18 protein-coding genes and 1 riboswitch are annotated in these 19,044 nt (G+C 62.6%); of the genes, 9 read left to right on the forward strand and 9 right to left on the reverse strand.

Annotated elements, in window-relative coordinates; all coding sequences use genetic code 11:
• Positions 1 to 91 precede the first annotated feature (91 nt).
• Complete coding sequence (locus G533_RS21330; RefSeq protein WP_051230157.1) at positions 92 to 703, forward strand: TetR family transcriptional regulator; 612 nt, start codon at positions 92 to 94, stop codon at positions 701 to 703.
• On the opposite strand, the gene G533_RS0109360 is transcribed toward G533_RS21330, so the two are convergent.
• The 5 genes from G533_RS0109360 to G533_RS21340 are packed head-to-tail and all read right to left on the reverse strand — an operon-like array spanning position 686 to position 5,222.
• Positions 686 to 1,480, reverse strand: coding sequence for an ABC transporter ATP-binding protein (locus G533_RS0109360; protein WP_027949734.1), 795 nt, complete (start codon positions 1,478 to 1,480; stop codon positions 686 to 688). The two genes, G533_RS21330 and G533_RS0109360, sit on opposite strands and share 18 nt — an antisense overlap.
• Positions 1,480 to 2,502 (reverse strand): ABC transporter substrate-binding protein, encoded by a 1,023-nt coding sequence (locus G533_RS0109365; RefSeq protein ID WP_027949735.1) that lies wholly within the window; start codon positions 2,500 to 2,502, stop codon positions 1,480 to 1,482. Before G533_RS0109365 ends, G533_RS0109360 begins: the two co-directional genes overlap by 1 nt.
• Before the next feature lie 28 nt (positions 2,503 to 2,530).
• Positions 2,531 to 3,337 carry an ABC transporter permease gene (locus G533_RS21335; protein ID WP_035527400.1) on the reverse strand — a complete coding sequence of 269 codons (807 nt, stop codon included), beginning with the start codon at positions 3,335 to 3,337 and terminating at the stop codon, positions 2,531 to 2,533.
• A 6-nt stretch (positions 3,338 to 3,343) separates the two neighbouring features.
• Positions 3,344 to 4,357 (reverse strand): fatty acid desaturase, encoded by a 1,014-nt coding sequence (locus tag G533_RS0109375; protein ID WP_051230158.1) that lies wholly within the window; start codon positions 4,355 to 4,357, stop codon positions 3,344 to 3,346.
• On the reverse strand, positions 4,350 to 5,222 hold the full coding sequence (locus G533_RS21340) for a TIM barrel protein (RefSeq protein ID WP_035527403.1): 873 nt from the start codon (positions 5,220 to 5,222) through the stop codon (positions 4,350 to 4,352). Before G533_RS21340 ends, G533_RS0109375 begins: the two co-directional genes overlap by 8 nt.
• Before the next feature lie 403 nt (positions 5,223 to 5,625).
• Positions 5,626 to 5,729: riboswitch (guanidine-I (ykkC/yxkD leader) on the forward strand.
• Between the two features lie 63 nt (positions 5,730 to 5,792).
• Between G533_RS21340 and G533_RS0109385 the strand changes: the two genes are divergently transcribed.
• The 8 genes from G533_RS0109385 to G533_RS0109420 all read left to right on the forward strand — a co-directional run bounded on the left by G533_RS0109385 (position 5,793) and on the right by G533_RS0109420 (position 15,775).
• Positions 5,793 to 6,833 carry a putative urea ABC transporter substrate-binding protein gene (locus tag G533_RS0109385; protein ID WP_027949737.1) on the forward strand — a complete coding sequence of 347 codons (1,041 nt, stop codon included), beginning with the start codon at positions 5,793 to 5,795 and terminating at the stop codon, positions 6,831 to 6,833.
• A 57-nt stretch (positions 6,834 to 6,890) separates the two neighbouring features.
• A complete protein-coding gene (locus G533_RS0109390) occupies positions 6,891 to 7,709 on the forward strand; it encodes an ABC transporter permease (RefSeq protein ID WP_027949738.1) in 819 nt (272 codons plus the stop codon).
• On the forward strand, positions 7,709 to 8,485 hold the full coding sequence (locus tag G533_RS0109395; protein WP_035527407.1) for an ABC transporter ATP-binding protein: 777 nt from the start codon (positions 7,709 to 7,711) through the stop codon (positions 8,483 to 8,485). The genes G533_RS0109390 and G533_RS0109395 overlap by 1 nt, the downstream gene beginning before the upstream one ends.
• Position 8,486: 1 nt before the next feature.
• Positions 8,487 to 9,206, forward strand: coding sequence for an urea amidolyase associated protein UAAP1 (locus G533_RS0109400; RefSeq protein WP_144079838.1), 720 nt, complete (start codon positions 8,487 to 8,489; stop codon positions 9,204 to 9,206).
• Between the two features lie 10 nt (positions 9,207 to 9,216).
• Positions 9,217 to 9,858, forward strand: coding sequence for an urea amidolyase associated protein UAAP2 (locus tag G533_RS0109405; protein ID WP_027949741.1), 642 nt, complete (start codon positions 9,217 to 9,219; stop codon positions 9,856 to 9,858).
• Between the two features lie 72 nt (positions 9,859 to 9,930).
• Entirely contained in the window at positions 9,931 to 13,542 is a 3,612-nt protein-coding gene (gene uca / locus G533_RS0109410; protein ID WP_027949742.1) for an urea carboxylase, read from the forward strand.
• The gene (gene atzF / locus G533_RS0109415) at positions 13,539 to 15,344 is read left to right on the forward strand and encodes an allophanate hydrolase (RefSeq protein WP_027949743.1); all 1,806 of its coding nucleotides are present in this window, start codon (positions 13,539 to 13,541) and stop codon (positions 15,342 to 15,344) included. The genes uca and atzF overlap by 4 nt, the downstream gene beginning before the upstream one ends.
• Positions 15,345 to 15,436: 92 nt before the next feature.
• Positions 15,437 to 15,775, forward strand: a complete 339-nt coding sequence (locus G533_RS0109420) for a P-II family nitrogen regulator (protein ID WP_027949744.1) — start codon at positions 15,437 to 15,439, stop codon at positions 15,773 to 15,775.
• A 60-nt stretch (positions 15,776 to 15,835) separates the two neighbouring features.
• Here G533_RS0109420 and G533_RS0109425 read toward each other — a convergent pair whose 3' ends face one another.
• From G533_RS0109425 to dapF, 4 genes are read right to left on the reverse strand one after another with little or no spacing between them, the layout of a single operon-like run.
• On the reverse strand, positions 15,836 to 16,546 hold the full coding sequence (locus tag G533_RS0109425) for an HAD family hydrolase (RefSeq protein WP_027949745.1): 711 nt from the start codon (positions 16,544 to 16,546) through the stop codon (positions 15,836 to 15,838).
• 4 nt (positions 16,547 to 16,550) lie between these two features.
• A complete protein-coding gene (gene xerC, locus G533_RS0109430; RefSeq protein ID WP_035527410.1) occupies positions 16,551 to 17,465 on the reverse strand; it encodes a tyrosine recombinase XerC in 915 nt (304 codons plus the stop codon).
• A complete protein-coding gene (locus tag G533_RS0109435) occupies positions 17,462 to 18,169 on the reverse strand; it encodes a DUF484 family protein (RefSeq protein WP_051230159.1) in 708 nt (235 codons plus the stop codon). Before G533_RS0109435 ends, xerC begins: the two co-directional genes overlap by 4 nt.
• Before the next feature lie 39 nt (positions 18,170 to 18,208).
• Positions 18,209 to 19,039 carry a diaminopimelate epimerase gene (gene dapF, locus G533_RS0109440; RefSeq protein ID WP_027949748.1) on the reverse strand — a complete coding sequence of 277 codons (831 nt, stop codon included), beginning with the start codon at positions 19,037 to 19,039 and terminating at the stop codon, positions 18,209 to 18,211.
• Between the last annotated feature and the right edge of the window lie 5 nt (positions 19,040 to 19,044).

Consider the following 19,044-nt stretch of genomic DNA (forward strand, 5'->3'; position numbering starts at 1 on the left):
TCAGTGTGTGCAGACGTCGCACGCCGGGCGTGTGCTTGCCTTTGGGTGTGGTGCACTTACACTGTAAGCTCTTTCACGGGCGGGGCGAAACATGAGGCGAACCAAGGAGGATGCGGCAAAAACCCGGCAGAGCCTGGTGGACGCGGCACTCAAGCTCTTTGGCCAGCGCGGTTACAGCGGCACGACCCTGCGTCTTATCGCGGACGAGGCGGGGTGTTCCCGCGGGCCGATTTACTGGCATTTCGCCAGCAAGGAAGAGTTGTTCGAGGAAATCCTCGCCTACTCGCAGTTGCCTCTGGAGCGTCTGGTCGCTCTGCACCACGAAGCGAGTGACCCGCTCGCGGCTGCTGCCGATTTTTCCCGGCAGTGGTTGCGCATGCTGCTGGACGACAGCTACTTTCGCCAGTCCTTCGAGATCTTCCTCAACAAGACCGAGTTTACCGAGGCGGTATCCAAAACCCTGGCGCGCGAGCGGGCGCTGACGGCATCACTGATCACCACCTTCGCTGACTGGGTAGAGCGCTATCGCGCTGAACAGGGCGTGGCGGCGGCAATTGGCAGCCGCACGGTGGCACTATCCATGTATGCCTATCTGATGGGGCTGACGCAAAGCTGGTTGTTCGACTCCGGTATTACGGATCTGGACAACAACCTCGATTTCTTTGTCGGCGAGTTCCAGCGACTGCTACGCACAGGCGAGTGATTGCGAGCGCATCATTTGGCGTATCTTGCGCTCCAGGTAACGGTACTCTTCCAAATCCAGTATGGCATCGCGGTCATCGCTGCTTTTTTCCAGGCCGGGGCGAATGGTCTCGAGAATACGACCTGGCCGTGTGCCCATGAAGAACACCACGTCACCCAGGTAGAGTGCTTCTTCGATGTCGTGCGACACCATGAGTACGGTGGTGCGCTCCTGGTGCACGATTTCCAGCAGCAGGCTCTGCATCTGCCAGCGGGTTTCCGGGTCCAGCGCGCCGAAGGGTTCGTCCATCAGCAGCAGAGAGGGGTTGCTGGCCAGGCTGCGCGCGATGGCCACGCGCTGCTGCATGCCGCCGGAGAGCTGGTGCGGGTAGGCGCGTTCGAAGCCACCCAGTTTCACTGCATTGATGAAATACGGCACCACGCCCTCACGCAGGCTGAGCGCTTCCCCGCGGGCCTTCAGGCCGAACGCCACATTCTCCTCGACGGTCAGCCAGGGGAAGGAACTGTAGTTCTGGAACACCATGCCCCGGTCTATGCCGGGGCCGTGAACGGCGCTGCCGTCGACGACGATCTCACCGGCATCCTGCGTTTCCAGGCCGGCGATAATTCGTAATAGCGTGGATTTGCCGCAACCGGAGGGGCCGAGCAGGACCCCGACACCGGTTTTTGGCAGTTCGAAGTTGATGTTGTCCAGGGCAGTCAGGGTCTGCCCCGAGCGCAGCAGGAAATGCTTGCTGACGCCCGAGACAGTCAATCCGCTGTGTGTCGCGTCGCTCACTATTTCAGCGCCGCTGCCAGCGGGGTGGTGTCGACGCCGGCTGCCATCGGCATCGCCTTGTCGATGAAGCCGAACTTCAGCCACCAGTCGGTGGTGACATCCCAGTGGTTCTGCATGCCGTCTGAGACAATGCCCAGCGGCAATTCACCGGCTTTCAACCCCATGAAAATAGCGGCCTGGTCGCGGTCGAATACAAAGATGCCCCCTTTGAGTATCTCTCCGGTGCTGCCCAGTACCTGCTCCACATCGGCAACGGTAAACTGCAGGCCGTCGGCGATAATCTGGTTCGCCTCTGCGGTGTTTGCCTTCCAGAAATCAACGGCGTTGAAGTAAGCGCGTGTGAGCTTCGCGGCATCCTCGGGGCGTTCTGCCATGAAGGCCGTGCTCATGTACAGTGCATCGCCCAGCATCGCCGTGGTGATGTACTTCTCTTCGGTGGAATCTGCCGCCACGGTAGCACCGGGCATCGCTTCGAGGACCTGCGAGCCAAAGGGTTCCCAGAATTCGGCGGCCGCTGCGGTGCCGCCGACCATCGCGCCCACCGCATCATCCATGATCAGGTTGGTGAAGGTGACTTCATCAATGCCCACGCCGTTATCCGTGAGCCACTCGGCCATGAAAATCTGCGTGAGACCGCCTTCCAGTACGGCCACTGTCTCGCCCTTCAGTTGCTCCGCGCTGGTGATGCCCGGTGCGAGGACGATCTTGTCTGTGCCGTAGGACGGGTTGGTGTAGGTGACCAATTTGATGCCAACGTCCTTGTCGGCGGCGATGGGGCCGTATTCCGCCGTGCTTGAGGTGGCGTGCAATTCACCTGCCGTCATCAGGGCAAAACTCTGGTAGGGATCCTCGATGATGCTGATATCGAGCTCCAGGCCTTCAGTGAGGCCCTTTTCCTTGGCGATGAACCAGAAACCGTAGCCGGGCCAGGAAAAAAGCGACAGTTTTACAGGGTCTGCCGCTTGCGTGGCGGACCCCAGGGTGAGGGCCAGAATGGCAATGCCGGATCGAATGTAGCGCATGGTGGTGCTCCTTTGCGGTTGAGTGCTGCTAGTGGGACTCGAGGTAACGAAACGCAGTGCGATGCAGCAGTTTGAACAATGCGTCAAAAAGCAGGCCCAGCAGGCCAATAACCAGAATGCCGGCCATGATGTCGTCGATGTGCACGAAGCGTTTGGCACGCATCATCATGGCGCCGATGCCATCGGTGGCCGCGACGATCTCGGCAATCACAAGGTAGGTCCAGCTCACCGCGAGCATCTGCCGCAGCACATCGAGGTAGCCGGGCAAGCTGGACCGCAGGGTCACGGAGAGCAGAATCTGGGGCGCGCGCAACCCCAGGGTGCGAGCAGTTTCTATATAGACCCTGGGCACCAGTCGCGTGACGTCGGCGAGCATGATGATGAGGAAGAACAGCACGCCGATCACTAGCAAGGCGATCTTCTGCTCGTCTCCGGTGCCCAGCCACATCAGCAGCAGGGGAATAAAGGCCGGGGCGGGCAGGTAGCGGAAGGCGCTGGCCAGGGGGCCGATAACCCGATCGACGGGGCGATAGGCCCCCATCAACAACCCGAGCGGCAGGGCGATCGACACGGCGATGCCAAAGCTCAACAGAATGCGCTTCACGCTCGCCCAGATGTCGCTGGCGAAGTCTTTTTCCACCAGCAGTTCATAGAGGGCGGCGAAGACTTTTTCCGGGCCCGGGAACAGGCGCGGCGGGGCAATCTCGGCGTGTGCGGCGAGCCACCAGCCACCGATGAAAAGTATCCAGCCCAGTGCGCCCAGCAGGGTTCGCGAGCCGAGCGCGGCTGTCACGCTGTCGCTGAAGCGGGCCGTTTTGTCGTTGGCTTCGGTCATCGTGAATTAAAACGCCGTGAGAAAGCTGAGTGCATCGACGCCTACGGCACGGCCTTCCTTGAGAGACGCCTTGACCTCATCGGCGCCGTATTCCTCGGCGTAAATCCGCGACACACGGTGCTTGTGAAAAGCGCGCGCCTGTTCGGCGAAACCCAGGGTCTGCGTCTCCACGGCCGGCCGCATGGTGCGGTGGAGCTCAGGCAGTCGGTACCAGCCCAGAGTGGGTTTTTCATGGTGTGCATTGTGGTAGCAGAAGTTGAGCACCAGCAGGTTGATAGCAGGAAAACGATGGGAGAGCAGGTTGCTGTAGGTGTTTGCCTGCTCGTACGCGGCATCACCCTTGTGCGGGAACACGGTGTCGGTGTCGTCGAGGTTGAAAATGACTTCGTAGTTGTGCTGGTAGCAATCCATGAAGCGCAGCGCGGTAAGCAGCAGCAATTGCGCCAGCGCGTAGAGCAGGAAAGCCACGGGGCTGATGACCAGTACCAGGGCCAGAATGGCGCCGCGTACCAGCAGTACACGCAGTACACGCTCCCGCTGCGCCCGCTTGGATTCGATAACCCAGGGCGCAATGACGAGCATGGTGTGCATCATGATTTCAACGGCGGGGATATAGGCCCACTCCGCGGCGTGTACTACGTTGGCCAGCGTGGGATGACGCTTGAGGAAGCTGCGGTAATCCCATACCACCGGGTCGTAATTGTCGACGTGATGGCGCATGTGCTTGTAGCGGATATCCTCGAAGCGGCCATAGCAGCTGCCGGTTACCCAGTTCAGCACCTTGCCCAGGGCGGCGTTGGCTTTCGTCGACATGAATACCGCGTTGTGGCCGCAGTCGTGGAGCAGGTACGCGGCGATGAGCATGCTGTGCGCGAGCGCGACAACGCCCACCGCGTTGACGACAGCGTTTGCCTGGAACAGGGCAAGCCAGCCGCTTGTGTAGGCGAGGGCAATGTAGACCAGGACCAGAACGGTGTAGTGCGCGCCTGCAGGGTCGCGCAGTTTGAAGAAGTCACGCATGACGGGCCTCCTTGTGGGCAGGGGTTTGTGACCAGAGCGCGAAGTGCCTCTGTTCCTCGGCGCCTATCCAGCGGTTGAGATCCCAAAGGTCGGCTATGGGTGCGTTGGTGAAAGGGAGGTGGTGCAGGTAGCCGTCCGGGCCGAACTCCGGCGTGAGTGTGGTTTCGGCGTAGCCACGCGCCTGTTGCGCGGACCAGATGGCTTCCCAGCAGCGTTGATGGCTGGCCAGTGCTTCTGCGTACTCGGGCGCACCGGGGTGTGGCACCTGCGGCCCCTGGTCGTAGCCTACCCGGCCGTGTACGTGGTGGGCGTGTTCAGCGGCAAGTGTGATGGCATCCCATTCGCTGTCCATCAGGCGTTCGCTCACAACCACCCAATGGCTGAAGTCGCAGGTGATTCTGATGTCCGGTAGCTGCTTTAATATGGATACCGTATTCCAGGGGCAGTAGAAGCTGCGCCCGCGGTGGGTTTCGAAAGAGCAGAGCACCCCGTGTTTGTCGGCAATGTCCATGGCGGCCTGGAAGAAATGCACACTGTCCTCAATCGGCCAGGCATCGCAGCCCCCCATGACATTGATGAAGCGGGGTGCCAGCGGTTTGCCGAGGACGATCTGGGCCTCCAGGTCCTCCAGGTGTTCACTGATGCTGGCACGTCGGCGCGGCACATAGGAGCCTGCAGTGCAGATCTCCTGGATCCACTCCAGCTCGTGCGCTTCCAGCGCCGCAGCCAATGCGTGCAGGTGGTCGGGCGCGCTGTGCAGGGCGGGCGCCTCGAGCCCGGCGAAGCCTGCGGCCCGGGCCAGCTGGGCGCCCTGGTCGATGCTGCCGGTATGTCCCCACAGGGTTTTAAAGGTACGTAATTGCATGCTCTGGTCCTGGCCGTGGTACTGACTTGAGGGCGAGCAACTTCCATGCCAAGATGTATGTATAATCTCAACCTATTGATATCCATCGAAAAAATGAGATTTTTGTGGAGTCCGGAAAAAGCAGTGCTGCGCTGTTGTGCACCGTGTGGTGCGCACGGCGCGTCTGTTTTGGTGCACGGCGCCAGGCGCACCGGACGCTGTGCAAGGTCGATACTCGGCAGGGTCTGCAGCCATCTGCGCCGCAGTGCACCGGAATGGAGCGGCGCATGAAAACGGTGCGTTTTGCGGTGCGCGATGGGCCTTATGGGTTTATCATTGCCCCGGTCGGCAGGCTTTTCAGGACATGGCATGGTTCCTGCTTTGACCTTGTTGTCCGTACTCCTGACAAGACGCGACATGCAAACCAATAGAGCGCTAGGGTTCCGGCCGCAAGCATTGCGGTGACTGGTCCGAGAGCACTCGACCTTTCGGTGAAGGGTTACACGGCGGGACAAAAGCCCGGGAGAACTGAAGGCGAAATGCCGGGGGTACTCTGTGATTAACCGACCAAACCCGACTGAGAGGTACACCATGAAGCGTATTAGTTTATTCCTGCTCCTGTTGCTGTTGTCGACCACAGCCTCGGCCCGCGATAGTTTCAAAATCTGCTGGTCGATCTACGTTGGCTGGGTACCCTGGGCCTACGGCGCCGATCAGGGCATCGTCGACAAGTGGGCCGACAAGTACGATATCGATATCGAAGTGGTGCAGATCAACGACTACATCGAATCCATCAACCAGTACAGCATGGGAGAGTTCGATGCCTGCACCATGACCAACATGGATGCACTGACTATCCCAGCCGCTGGTGGCGTCGACAGCACGGCGCTGATTGTCGGTGACTTCTCCAACGGCAACGACGGCATTGTGCTCAAGGGCAAGGATTCACTGGCGGATATCAAGGGCCAGACCGTCAATCTGGTGGAATTGAGCGTCTCCCATTACCTGCTGGCGCGTGGCCTGGAAAGCGTCGGCCTGACCGAGCGTGATGTTGAGGTAGTGAACACCTCGGATGCCGACATGGTGGCCGTGTACGCCACACCGGGAGTGACCGCCGTGGCGACCTGGAACCCGCTGCTGAGCGAAGTGGCGTCCATGCCAGACAGCCACCGCGTGTTCGACTCCTCGCAGATTCCCGGTGAGGTGATTGACCTGCTGATCATCAACACGGAAACACTGGCGGCGAACCCGGCACTGGGCAAAGCGCTCACTGGCGCCTGGTACGAAATCATGGCGCACATGAACGGTGGCGATGAGCGTGCAACCGCCGCCAAGACCTTCCTCGCGGAGCTTTCCGGTACTGACCTTGCCGGCTTTGAGTCGCAACTGGCCAGCACCGAAATGTTCTACACCCCGGCAGAAGCGCTGGCGCTGACCAACAGCGAGCAGGTTAAAGAGACCATGCAGACCGTTGCCGAGTTCTCGCACAAGCACGGCCTGCTGGGTGAGGGCGCACCGGACGCCACCTTCATAGGTGTCGAGACCCCGGCGAGTGTGTACGGCGACAGCAACAATATCAAGCTGCGCTTTGATCCAACCTATATGCAAATGGCCCTGGACGGCGAACTCTAGGTTCATCGCTGCGCGGGGGCAGTTCGCCCCCGCGACTCGCTTTCGCAAGGAAGGATCATGAAACGCCTCATCAACCAGACACCTACGCCGATGCTGCGTGTGCTGTTGGGCCTGCTGCCCTTTGTGCTGCTGGTGCTCCTGTATATGTTCGCTTCGGAGGCGCGGCTGGCAGAGAACCCCTCTGACAAGCTGCTGCCAAGTTTCACCCAGATTGGTGATGCCATACAGCGCATGGCCTTAGAGCCCAGCAAGCGCAGTGGCGATTACCTGTTCTGGGAAGACACCTTGAGCAGCCTTACCCGACTTGGCATGGGGGTGCTGATTGCGTCTGCCATCGGTCTCGCGCTGGGCCTGTTTACCGGCGCCTTGCCGCTGGTGTCCGCCTCTGCCAGCCCACTGCTTACGGTAGTCTCGTTGATTCCGCCGCTGGCGATTCTGCCGGTGCTGTTCATTGTGTTCGGCCTTGGCGAGCTGTCGAAGGTGGCCTTGATCGCCATTGGCATTACCCCGTTCATCGCGCGCGACATACAGCGGCGCACGCAGGAGATTCCCTCCGAGCAGCTGGTGAAGGCGCAAACGCTCGGCGCCAATACCAGCCAGATTGTTTGTCGGGTGCTGTTGCCGCAGTTGATGCCGCGCCTGGTGGATGCCGTGCGGCTGTCGCTGGGTGCCGGCTGGCTGTTTCTCATTGCGGCGGAAGCCATCGCGGCGACGGAGGGGCTGGGTTATCGCATCTTTCTGGTGCGGCGCTATATGGCGATGGACGTCATCCTGCCCTACGTGGCCTGGATTACGCTGCTGGCGTTTGTGATCGACGCGCTGCTCGCAACCCTCAGCCGGCGCCTGTTTCCGTGGCACCATCAGGGAGGCCAGTGATGATTGAAGCGCGCAATCTGTGGAAGAAGTTCGGCGACAAGGTGGTGCTGGAACGCATCAATCTGCAGGTGCAGGAGGGTGAGTTCGTGACTCTGGTGGGCACCTCCGGTTGCGGCAAGAGCACCTTCCTCAACATGCTGCTGGGAACGGAGCCTGTAAGCAGCGGCGAATTGCTGCTGCACGGCAAGCCGGTGCCGGGTGAGCCAGGGCCGGATCGCGGGATTGTGTTCCAGCAGTACTCCGTATTCCCGCACATGACCGTGCTGCAAAATGTCATGGCGGCACGCGGCTTTGCCCGCCGCAGCCTCACCGGTGCACTGTTTGGCAGCGCGCGCCGCGAGGCACGGGAAGAGGCTCTGGGGCTGCTCGAAGAAGTGGGCCTGTCCCACGCTCAGGGTCTCTACCCGGCAGAATTGTCCGGTGGTATGCGCCAGCGCCTGGCGATAGCCCAGGCGCTGCTCGGTCGCCCCGGTATTCTCCTGCTCGACGAGCCTTTCGGGGCGCTTGACCCTGGTATCCGTGCCGACATGCACGACCTGGTCTTGCGCCTCTGGCGCCAGTACCGGCTCACCGTGTTCATGGTGACGCACGACCTGAAAGAAGGTTTTTACCTCGGCACCCGTTTGTGGGTGTTCGATAAGACGCGGCACGACCCGCAGGCGCCGAATGCCTACGGTGCCACCATCACCTACGACCTCCCGGTGGGTAACCTTGACCGGGATACCCTTTCCGATATTGATCGCGACCTGGCGCGCGCAGCAACTGAGACGGCCTGACATGATGAACGCATGGGATTACGAGACCGAAATCGCCCCCGGGGGCCATTGGTCACTGCGCCTGCGCAGAGGCACAGAAATGCAGCTGACCGACCTAGCGGGCAACGCCAACCTCGGCATGCTTTTCTACAACCCGGAGAACCTGCTGGAGCGGTATAACGCCCCCGACACGCTGAAATGCCAGCACACCTTCAAGCTGACCCGGGGTCACTGCCTGTATTCGGATATGGGCCGCATTTTTGCCTCTATCGTCGAGGATTCGCTGGGCTGGCATGAAACGGTGTGTGGTAACTCGCGTGCGGAGCATGTGGCGGCGCAATGGGGCGGGCGCGACTATCAGGCGGACCGCAATGACTGGCACCAGAACGGTCACGATGCCTTTCTCGTTGAACTGGCCAAATACGGGCTTGGCGCGGCGGACATGGCGGCGAACATCAACTGGTTCAGCCGGGTGGCCACCGATGCCAGTGGTAATCTGCGTTTGTTGCAGAATCACAGCCCCGCCGGCAGCCACGTGACGCTGCGTTTTGAAATGGACACACTGGTGTTGCTGCATGCCTGCCCGCACTCCCTGAGTCAGGCGTCGGCCTACCCGCGCAGCCCCGTGCGCATTGCCCTCGGCAAGGCGGACCCGGTAGCCGAGGACGACGCCTGCCTGAACCACTGCGAAGAGAACCGCCGCGGCTTTCGCAACAACACGCTATACCACCTGGGACGTTGAGGAGCCCGTCATGTTGACTGAAAGTGAACGTCTCCCCGAGGAGGCAACCTGTCGCGACACCGTGCCGGCGGGCGATTATTACCTGGGGCGTCTGAACGCCGGCCAGACCCTGCGCATTCTTGATATTGAAGGCAACCAGGCGGCGGATACGCTGTTCTACAGCGCTGACGACAGCAGTGAGCGCTACAGCGCCACCGACACCATTCGGGAACAGGGCAATGTTTACCTGACCGCGGGGTCGGTACTGCGTTCCACCCGCAATACCCCCATGCTGGAAATTGTTGCCGACACCTGTGGCCGCCACGACACGCTGGGTGGGGCTTGCGCCAGCGAGAGCAACACGGTGCGCTACGACCTGGAGAAACGCTGCATGCACTCCTGTCGCGACAGCTGGATGCTGGCGATTGCCGAGCACCCGGAATACGGCATTGGCAAGCGCGACATCGGCCACAACATCAATTTCTTCATGAACGTGCCGGTGACGGAAGCGGGCGGGCTCACTTTCGAGGACGGTATTTCCGCACCGGGTAAATATGTGGAAATGACCGCATTGATGGACGTGGTGGTGCTCATATCCAACTGCCCGCAGCTGAATAACCCCTGCAACGGTTTCAACCCGACACCTGTTGAGGTGTTGATCTGGGATCACTGAATTCGATAACCCCTGTGGTGGACGACCGCGACAGGTAGCGACAAGACGGGACGACCCGCGCCAGGTTTGATGATGTTTGACACAGTACTTGTAGCCAACCGCGGGGCTATCGCCACCCGCATCCTGCGTACGCTACGCCGATTGGAGATCCGCTCTGTCGCGGTGTATGCAGCCTGTGATGCCGAAAGCCTGCACGTGCGTCAGGCGGACCAGGCGTTCTGTCTGGGTGAGGGCGGCGCCGCAGACACCTACCTCAACATGGACCGCATTCTGGAAGTGGCGCGCGAATGCGGCGCCCAGGCAATTCATCCCGGCTACGGCTTCCTCAGTGAGAACGCCACCTTCGTCGCGCGTTGCGAGGCAGAGGGCATCGCGTTTATCGGGCCAACGGCGGAGCAGATGCAGGCCTTTGGCCTCAAGCACCGGGCGCGCGCACTGGCAGAGGAGGCGGGCGTGCCGCTGCTGCCGGGCTCTGGATTGCTCGACAACCTCGCCGCGGCAGAGCAGGAGGCGGCGCGCATTGGCTACCCGGTGATGCTGAAAAGCACCGCTGGCGGTGGCGGCATCGGCATGCAGCTCTGCCACGATGCGCAGGAACTGGCGGGTGCCTTTGATTCCGTGCGTCGCCTGGGTGCCAACAACTTCGCCGATGACAGTGTGTTCCTGGAAAAATTCATCGCCTCGGCCCGTCACATCGAGGTACAGATCGTGGGTGATGGACAGGGTAAGGCGCTGGCGCTGGGGGAACGCGATTGCTCCAGTCAGCGCCGCAACCAGAAAGTGGTAGAGGAGTGTCCGGCCCCCAACCTGGACGACGCCACACGTACCGCCCTGCACAGTACCGCCGAGCGCCTGCTTTCCAGTGTGGCCTACCGCAACGCTGGCACCGTTGAATTCATCTTTGACGCCGAAACAACGGCATTTTATTTTCTCGAAGTGAATACGCGCCTGCAGGTCGAGCACGGCGTCACGGAGGAAGTGTTCGGGGTCGACCTGGTCGAGTGGATGTTGCGCATTGCGGCCGGAACACCGCCAGAGCTGGACGCCGAGCGCGCGCTGCTGGCGCCGTCCGGGCACGCGATTCAGGTGCGCGTCTACGCCGAGGACCCCTGGCTGGACTTTCAACCCTGCGCCGGTTTGCTCAGCCACGTGCAGTTTCCCGCCGGCGATGGCGTACGCATAGACCACTGGATTGAATCCGGCATTGAGGTTCCGCCCTTTTTCGACCCCATGCTGGCCAAGGTGATCGTGCATGCCAATGATCGCGCCGCGGCGCTGCAGAAACTGCAGCACACGCTGGACGCCATTGAGCTTTATGGCAGTGAGACCAATTTGGGCTACCTGCGTGCCCTGAGCCGCGATGCAACGCTGGCGCGGGGTGAGGTGACCACGCGTTATCTGAATCGTTTCAGCCACACCCCCGCCCGCGTGGACGTGTTGCAGGGTGGCACCCAAACTACCCTGCAGGACTACCCGGGCCGCCAGGGGCACTGGGATGTGGGTGTGCCGCCCTCCGGCCCCTTCGACAGCTACTCGTTCCGCCTCGCCAATCGCCTGTTGCACAATGCGGCGGACGCCAGTGCCCTGGAAATCACCCTGCAGGGACCACTGCTGCGTTTTGCCGTGGCGACGCAGATAGTGATTGCCGGCGCCGAGATCGAGGCCACGCTCGATGAGCAGCCGGTGCCCCAGTGGCAGGTGGTTACCGTGAGCGCGGGCCAGACGCTGCACCTGGGTCGCGTGCGTGATTCCGGTGCGCGTGCCTATCTCGCCGTGCGCGGGGGATTTCAGTGTCCAGAGTACCTTGGTTCACGCTCCACATTTACGCTGGGCCAGTTTGGTGGCCACAACGGGCGGGCCCTACGCGGCGGTGATGTGCTGCAGCTGACTGCGGGCCCGGTTGCCGCGCCGGCGCAGCAGTTGCCCGCCGCGCTGCGTCCCGACATCAGCCGGCAGTGGCAGGTGAGGGTGATCTATGGGCCCCACGGCGCCCCCGACTTCTTCACCGATGCGGATATCGCTACGTTTTTTGCCACCGATTGGGAAGTGCACTACAACTCCAGTCGAACCGGCGTGCGCCTGATCGGGCCGAAACCGCAGTGGGCGCGCGCTGACGGTGGTGAGGCGGGCCTGCATCCCTCCAATATCCACGACAACGGTTACGCTTTCGGTACCGTGGATTTCACCGGAGACATGCCGGTTATTCTCGGCCCGGATGGCCCTTCACTGGGCGGCTTCGTGTGCCCCGCAACCGTCATCACGGCGGATTTGTGGAAGCTGGGGCAACTGCGTGCCGGCGACAGCCTGCGTTTCGTCGCCGTCTCCGTGGCACAGGCCGTGGCACTGGAAGCCGCCCAGAGCGAGGCGATAGACGCCCTGGCTGCGGTGCCTTGCGAGTGGCAACCGGCCGCGCCGGAGTCACCGGTTCTGGCGCGTTTTCCTGCCGAGGTGTTCGGCGACGAAATTGTCTGTCGCGCGGCGGGGGATCATTTCCTGCTGGTGGAATACGGTGAACAGGCCCTCGATATTCGCCTGCGCTTCCGCGCCCATGCACTGATGCAGTGGCTGCAGGCCTATGCGCTTCCCGGGCTGCGCGAATTGATCCCGGGCATCCGCTCGCTGCAGATCCATTTCGACAGCCAGGTACTCAGCCACGCAGCGCTGCTGTCGCATCTGGAGCGGGGGGAGCGGGAGCTGTCCACACAGCTCGCGCAGTTGAGCGTGCCTTCGCGCATCGTGCACCTGCCGCTCTCCTGGGATGATGAGGCCTGCCGGCTCGCCATCGAGAAGTACACGCAGTCCGTGCGCAAGGATGCGCCCTGGTGCCCGAGCAACCTGGAATTCATTCGCCGCATCAACGGCCTGGAGGATATCGAGGCAGTGAAGCGCATCGTATTCGATGCCTCTTATCTGGTGATGGGCCTGGGCGATGTCTATCTCGGCGCACCGGTGGCCACGCCGGTAGACCCCCGACACCGCCTGGTGACTACCAAGTACAACCCGGCACGCACCTGGACGGCAGAAAACTCCGTGGGCATTGGCGGCTCCTACCTCTGTGTTTACGGCATGGAGGGGCCGGGCGGCTACCAGTTTGTCGGCCGCACCCTGCAGATGTGGAATCGTTACCGGCGCACCGCGGAGTTCGAGCAGCCCTGGCTGTTGCGCTTCTTCGACCAGATCCGTTTCTACGAGGTCAGCCACGCTGAGCTTGCGCAAATCCGCCGCGACTTTCCGCAGGGGCGCTATCCGCTGCAGATAGAACAGACACAGTTTTCGCTGGCGGATTACGAGGACTTTGTCGCCAGTAATGCGGGCGCCATCGACAGCTTCCGCGACCACCGTCAGCAGGCCTTTGCCGCCGAACTGGCCCAATGGCATGCCAACGGCCAGTTCAATTTTGCACAAGAAGATGTGCCGGAAGCGGTGACCGGGCAGAGCTGGCCCGAAACGGCAACGGTGGTAGACAGCCCGGTTTCCGGCAGCGTCTGGCAGCTGAACGTGCAGGTAGGCGACAGCGTGCGCCGCGGTGACCCACTGGTAGTGCTGGAGTCGATGAAGATGGAGATAGCGGTGTTTGCGCCCTGTGATGCCGTTGTCAGCCAGGTTTTGCTGTCACCTGGTAATCGTGTCGCTGCAGGGCAGGCCCTGGTGGTCCTTGAAGACAGTGAAGGAGCTTCGCTATGAGTCGCAACATGACGATTCCCGGCCTGCGGGCTGCATATGCGGCGGGTGAGCTGACGCCGGGTGCGTTGATGGACGAGATTCGCCAGCGCGCAGCAGAGCACACGGCGCACAACATCTGGATACACCTGTGCAGCGCCCGGGAACAGGCGACATGGCTGGACGCACTGGCGGATCGCGACCCGGCAACGCACCCGCTGTGGGGCGTGCCATTTGCCATCAAGGACAACATCGACCTGGCCGGTATACCCACCACCGCCGGCTGCCCGGCGTTCGCTTACACGCCGCCGCAGTCTGCCCGCGTTGTGCAACAGCTGCTTGCCGCCGGTGCCATTCCTGTGGGCAAGACCAATCTCGACCAGTTTGCCACCGGCCTCAATGGCACGCGTTCGCCCCACGGTCCCTGCCGCAACGCCTTCGCCCCCGACTACATTTCCGGGGGTTCCAGTTCCGGCTCGGCGGTTGCGGTGGCCCTGGGCCTCGCCAGTTTCAGCCTGGGCACGGACACGGCGGGCTCCGGCCGGGTACCGGCCTGCTTCAATAACCTGGTGGGCGTGAAGCCCACCAGGGGCCTGTTATCCAACAGCGGGTTGGTTCCCGCCTGCCGCAGCCTTGATTGCATCAGCCTGTTTGCCCTCGACACCGATGATGCAGAACGGGTGCTCACCTCGGCAGAAGGCCACGATGCCGAAGATGCCTTCAGTCGCCGCAATTCCTTTGCCAACACCACGCGACACTACGGGATGCGCACCGGGCCGCTCAGGATCGGGGTACTCGACGACGCGCAGCTGCAATTCTTCGGTGACCGTGACTACGAAGCCGCCTACCGGCAGACACTGGCTGCGCTGACGGCAGCCGGCATTGAACTGGTCACGGTCGATTACGCTCCCTTCGACCAGGCCGCGCGCCTGCTGTACGACGGCCCGTGGGTGGCGGAGCGCTATATCGCCTGCGAGTCGATGCTGACGACGAATCCCGCTGCCATCCATCCGGTGGTGCGGGGGATTGTGGCGCAGGGCGAGGCGCCGCGGGCGACGGAGCTGTTCCAGGCACAGTACCAATTGGCTGCGTTGCGCCAGCAGTGCGAGGCGGCGTTGGCGGGGCTGGATTGTTTGCTCACACCCACGGCGGGGCGTCTTTTCAGTATTGCGGAATTACTTGAGGAGCCGGTGTTATATAACGCACAACTGGGCTATTACACTAATTTCATGAACCTGTTGGATATGGCGGCGGTTGCGGTACCGACGGCGTTTACGGCACAGGGACTGCCCTTTGGCGTCACGCTCGCCGGCCGCGCCTTTGACGACCGCGCGCTGCTGTCGATTGCCAATCGCTTGCGGGCGCTGCTGCCCTTGCCACTGGGTGCACTTGAGCTGGAGCCGGTTGCCAGCGCGGCGCCCGCGGTGGCCAATCCGGCGTTCACGGAGCTTCTGGTGTGCGGTGCGCACCTCGAAGGCCTGCCGCTGAACTGGCAGTTGGTTGAGCGCGGTGCAACGCTGCTTGCGCGTACGCAGAGTGCCCCCTGCTACCGCCTGCATGTGCTGGCGGGCGGCCCGCCGATGCGTCCCGGCATGGTGCGGGATGAAGCGGGCGGCCAGGCAATCGAGGTGGAGGTGTGGTCCATCCCCACGTCCGAGCTGGGCAGTTTTGTCGCGGGCATCCCCGCACCCCTGGGCATCGGCAAGGTAGAGCTGGCTGACGGTCGCTGGGTCAGCGGGTTTATCTGTGAGCCACAGGGTATATCCAGCGCCACCGAAGAAATCACCCACCTGGGTGGCTGGCGCGCCTGGCTGGCTTTGCGGTAGCCGTCCCGGAATATCGTGAACGGCAGGGGCTGTGCCCACTGGCCATTCTATGGCGTATACTGCCGGCTTTGCCGATTTTCGGAGATGCTTGCATGAAACTGGTTACCGCCATCATCAAACCGTTCAAAATGGACGACGTGCGCGCCGCACTTGCGGAAATAGGCGTGCAGGGAATCACCGTTACCGAGGTCAAGGGCTTCGGGCGCCAGCGTGGGCATACGGAGCTGTATCGGGGTGCGGAGTACGTGGTGGATTTCCTGCCCAAGCTGAAGCTGGAAATTGCGGTGGGAGAAAGCCAGGTGTCCTCAACCATAGATGCCATCATCCAGGCGGCCAACACCGGCAAGATCGGCGATGGCAAGATTTTCGTGACGGAGATGGAACAGGTTATCCGCATTCGCACCGGCGAGACGGGCGAAAACGCCATTTAAAATGCGGGCCGGGGGCGCCTGGCCGGCCGCGCCTAGCCGGGGGCGCCTAGTCGGGGGCGCCTAGTCGGCCGCGCCCAGTCCTGCGATGGCGGCAGGCAGGTCGCGCAGTGCGGTCACCTCGGCATCCGCCCGGTAGTCCGCAGGTTCCCATGGCGCGCCGGCAAGATTCACCCAGACTGTGCGCAGGCCAACCTGCTGCGCGCCTAGAATATCGTGCTCCGGGTTGTCGCCCACGTGCACTATTTCGCTGGCCGCCGCACCGGTACGCGCCAATGCGGCGTGGAACATGTCCGCCGCCGGCTTGCTCGCCCCCACATCCTCGGCGAGAAAAGCGAAATCGAAATACTCCGCTGCATCGGTTTTGTAGATGTCTGCATTGCCGTTGGTCAGCGCCCCCAACCGGTAGTCCCCGGCCAGTCGCTGCAGTACCTCCAGAGCCTCTGCGTACAACTCCACCTTGTGGCGCTCCTGCAAAAAAGCGGCGAAGGCCTCGCGCGCCCCGGCGTCGCTGTCGGCCTCGCTGTAGCCGGCGGCGCGCTGCAGCTCGAACAGCATGCGCACACGCATCTGGCTGACGTGATGAGCCAGCTCCGGGTGCTGTTTCCACACTCGCTTCTTGAATTCCCACAGGCTGTCGTGGTCGTGCTGTTCGATACTCCCCGGGCGGTGTTGCAGCAGCCACTCACGCTGCGCCTGTTCGGCACGCAGCAGGGCGGGCTCAACATCCCACAGGGTGTTGTCGAGGTCGAAGGTAATCACGCGTAGGGTCATCGGCTCATTCCCCGCCGGGCTTGCGCCGGCGCGCACGCGGGTGCGCTGCATCGTAGACCTTGGCCAGGTGCTGGAAGTCCAGGTGCGTGTAGATCTGGGTGGTGGCGATATTGGCGTGCCCCAACAACTCCTGCACGGCACGCAGATCACCGCTGGACTCCAGCATGTGGCTGGCGAAGGAGTGGCGCAGCATGTGCGGATGCACATCCTGATACATGCCCGCGCGCCGGCCCTGCAGCCGCAGGCGATCCTGAATATTGCGCACGCTGATACGCGTGCCGCGCTGGCTCAGGAACAGGGCCGGGTCGGTACTCTCGGGGCGCACCTGCAACCAGCGTTCCACCGCGGCGAGCGCCACTGCGCCAACCGGCACCGTGCGCGTCTTGCGCCCTTTGCCGGTGACGGTCAGCAACTGTTCCTGCCGATCAATGTCGCCGACATTGACGGCGGCCAGCTCAGCCAGGCGCAGGCCGGAAGAATAGAAGAGTTCGGCGATAGCGCTGTCGCGGCGCGCGGTGAGGTCATCGTCGCTGAATTGCAGATAGCGGTTGACCTGATCGGTATCCAGTGTCCGCGGCAGACGGCGCGGTTGCCGGGGCGCCTGCACGGCGGCGGCCGGGTTGCGGCTGTGCCCTTGCTCCCGGCCCAGATAGGTAAAAAAGGAACGCACCGCGGAGAGCGCGCGCTGGATACTGCTGCCGGCCAGGCCCCGGCGGCGCAGTTGGCTCACCCAGGCGCGAATATCAGCCTCGTGCAATTCGGCAGGGTCGGCGCGGCTGCGCTCGTTACAGTAGGCGATCAGGCTCGCCAGGTCGCGCTGATAGTTGTTTACCGTGTGTGGTGACAGTTGGCGCACATCGCGCAGGTAGCGAATAAACGCCTCACTGGCCGTTTGCAGCGCCGTTGTCTCCGCTGTCATGCCCGCGCCGGCGCTTCCAGGCGGGGCAGAAGCCGCACCAGGACCTCGGCAATGTGCTGCAGGAACAGGGTGCCCATGGTGCTGGTGTAGTGGTGGGCATCCGAGCTGCCCACGGCAATCACCCCGAGCTCTTCCTCGCCGAGTAGCGGCATCACGGCTGCGGAACCCACGCTGCCAGCCCCCTCGAAGAGGAAGTCGAGTTCTTCCCTGCGCAGGGGGCCGCAGACTGCCTTGCGGCCGCGGAGCAGGGCGCCGACGGCGGCCTGGGCGGCTTCCGCGTGCACCACGCGCACGCCATCAGGCGCGCTGGCCGGGTCGCCGAAGAGGATGATACTTGTATGCTCAACATCGAAGTCGGCCTGCATGGCAAGGCGATAGGCCGCGCAGAGCGCAGGCACGGACTCGGCCTCCAGCAGCGCCAGCACCAGGTGCCGGGTCTGCTCGTACAACTTGTCGTTGCTGCGCGCATTGGCGGTGAGCGCATTGAGTCGCTGGCGCATCTCGGTGTTGCGCTCGCGCAGTACGCTGACCTGTTTTTCCACCAGAGATACCGCACTGCCCGAGGCGTGGTTCACATGCAGGAAGTCCAGCATGTCCGGGTGACGCTGCAGAAAGTCGCTGTGATTCTTCAGGTATTCGCGAACGCTGTCGTCGGTCAGTGCGTTGCTGTCGGCAGTGATGGCCGGTTCGTTCCTGGCTGACATGGTCTGGTCTCCGTTATCCCCGGCGCGCCTGTGCCGCCGTCATATTCTGATACTGCCCTCGAACACAACGGCTGTCGGGCCGGTCATGGTCACCGGCTTGCCGGGGCCCGACCAGTGTATCTCAAGCTTACCGCCAGGCAGGGAAACTGTCACGGTATCACGCAGCCAGCCGCGCAACATGCCATAGACCGCCGCCGCGCAGGCGCCCGTGCCACAGGCCAGTGTTTCGCCCGCTCCGCGCTCGTATACGCGCAGCTTGATCTCCTGCTCTGAAAGCACCTGCATGAAGCCTGCATTGGCCCGCTGCGGGAAGCGCGGGTGACGTTCGATGGCGGGGCCAAGAGTGGCGACCGGTGCAGCGGCCGTATCGTCGACGCGCACGATAGCGTGGGGGTTGCCCATCGACAGCGCGCCGATCTCCAGTTGCTGGCCGTTCACATCGAGTACGTAGTGGTCTGCCATGGCCTCCGCCTGCAGGGGAATGCGCGCGGGCTCGAAAATCGGCGCGCCCATATCGACTTCCACACGGTGCTTGTCGCGCAGCCGCAACTCCAGCACACCGCCGGCAGTCTGCACGCGGATAACGCGCTTGCCGGTCAGGTGTTTGTCGCGCACGAAGCGCGCGAAGCAGCGGGCGCCATTGCCACAGTTCTCCACCTCGCTGCCATCGGCGTTGAAGATACGATAGCGAAAGTCCACCTCGGGGCGGTCTGGCGTCTCCACCAGCAGCACCTGGTCGCAGCCGATACCGAAGTGCCGGTCGGCAAGGCGTCGTATGTCGTCTTCACGCGGTTGGTAGCGCTGCGTGATCAGGTCGATGACCACAAAGTCATTCCCTGCGCCGTGCATCTTGGTGAACTTGAGCAACATTGCCG

It is taken from the genome of Haliea salexigens DSM 19537, from assembly GCF_000423125.1.
Lineage (GTDB): Bacteria > Pseudomonadota > Gammaproteobacteria > Pseudomonadales > Halieaceae > Haliea > Haliea salexigens.

What these genes read in the sequence shown, in the direction of transcription:
- G533_RS21335 (WP_035527400.1), bottom strand. Translation starts at nt 3,337, where the DNA reads ATGACCGAAGCCAACGACAAAACGGCCCGCTTCAGCGACAGCGTGACA.
- G533_RS0109385 (WP_027949737.1), top strand. Translation starts at nt 5,793, where the DNA reads ATGAAGCGTATTAGTTTATTCCTGCTCCTGTTGCTGTTGTCGACCACA.
- G533_RS0109395 (WP_035527407.1), top strand. Translation starts at nt 7,709, where the DNA reads ATGATTGAAGCGCGCAATCTGTGGAAGAAGTTCGGCGACAAGGTGGTG.
- G533_RS0109400 (WP_144079838.1), top strand. Translation starts at nt 8,487, where the DNA reads ATGATGAACGCATGGGATTACGAGACCGAAATCGCCCCCGGGGGCCAT.
- xerC (WP_035527410.1), bottom strand. Translation starts at nt 17,465, where the DNA reads ATGACAGCGGAGACAACGGCGCTGCAAACGGCCAGTGAGGCGTTTATT.
- dapF (WP_027949748.1), bottom strand. Translation starts at nt 19,039, where the DNA reads ATGTTGCTCAAGTTCACCAAGATGCACGGCGCAGGGAATGACTTTGTG.
- G533_RS0109405 (WP_027949741.1), top strand. Translation starts at nt 9,217, where the DNA reads ATGTTGACTGAAAGTGAACGTCTCCCCGAGGAGGCAACCTGTCGCGAC.
- G533_RS0109375 (WP_051230158.1), bottom strand. Translation starts at nt 4,357, where the DNA reads ATGCGTGACTTCTTCAAACTGCGCGACCCTGCAGGCGCGCACTACACC.
- uca (WP_027949742.1), top strand. Translation starts at nt 9,931, where the DNA reads ATGTTTGACACAGTACTTGTAGCCAACCGCGGGGCTATCGCCACCCGC.
- G533_RS0109420 (WP_027949744.1), top strand. Translation starts at nt 15,437, where the DNA reads ATGAAACTGGTTACCGCCATCATCAAACCGTTCAAAATGGACGACGTG.
- G533_RS0109390 (WP_027949738.1), top strand. Translation starts at nt 6,891, where the DNA reads ATGAAACGCCTCATCAACCAGACACCTACGCCGATGCTGCGTGTGCTG.
- G533_RS21340 (WP_035527403.1), bottom strand. Translation starts at nt 5,222, where the DNA reads ATGCAATTACGTACCTTTAAAACCCTGTGGGGACATACCGGCAGCATC.
- G533_RS21330 (WP_051230157.1), top strand. Translation starts at nt 92, where the DNA reads ATGAGGCGAACCAAGGAGGATGCGGCAAAAACCCGGCAGAGCCTGGTG.
- G533_RS0109435 (WP_051230159.1), bottom strand. Translation starts at nt 18,169, where the DNA reads ATGTCAGCCAGGAACGAACCGGCCATCACTGCCGACAGCAACGCACTG.
- G533_RS0109365 (WP_027949735.1), bottom strand. Translation starts at nt 2,502, where the DNA reads ATGCGCTACATTCGATCCGGCATTGCCATTCTGGCCCTCACCCTGGGG.
- G533_RS0109425 (WP_027949745.1), bottom strand. Translation starts at nt 16,546, where the DNA reads ATGACCCTACGCGTGATTACCTTCGACCTCGACAACACCCTGTGGGAT.
- atzF (WP_027949743.1), top strand. Translation starts at nt 13,539, where the DNA reads ATGAGTCGCAACATGACGATTCCCGGCCTGCGGGCTGCATATGCGGCG.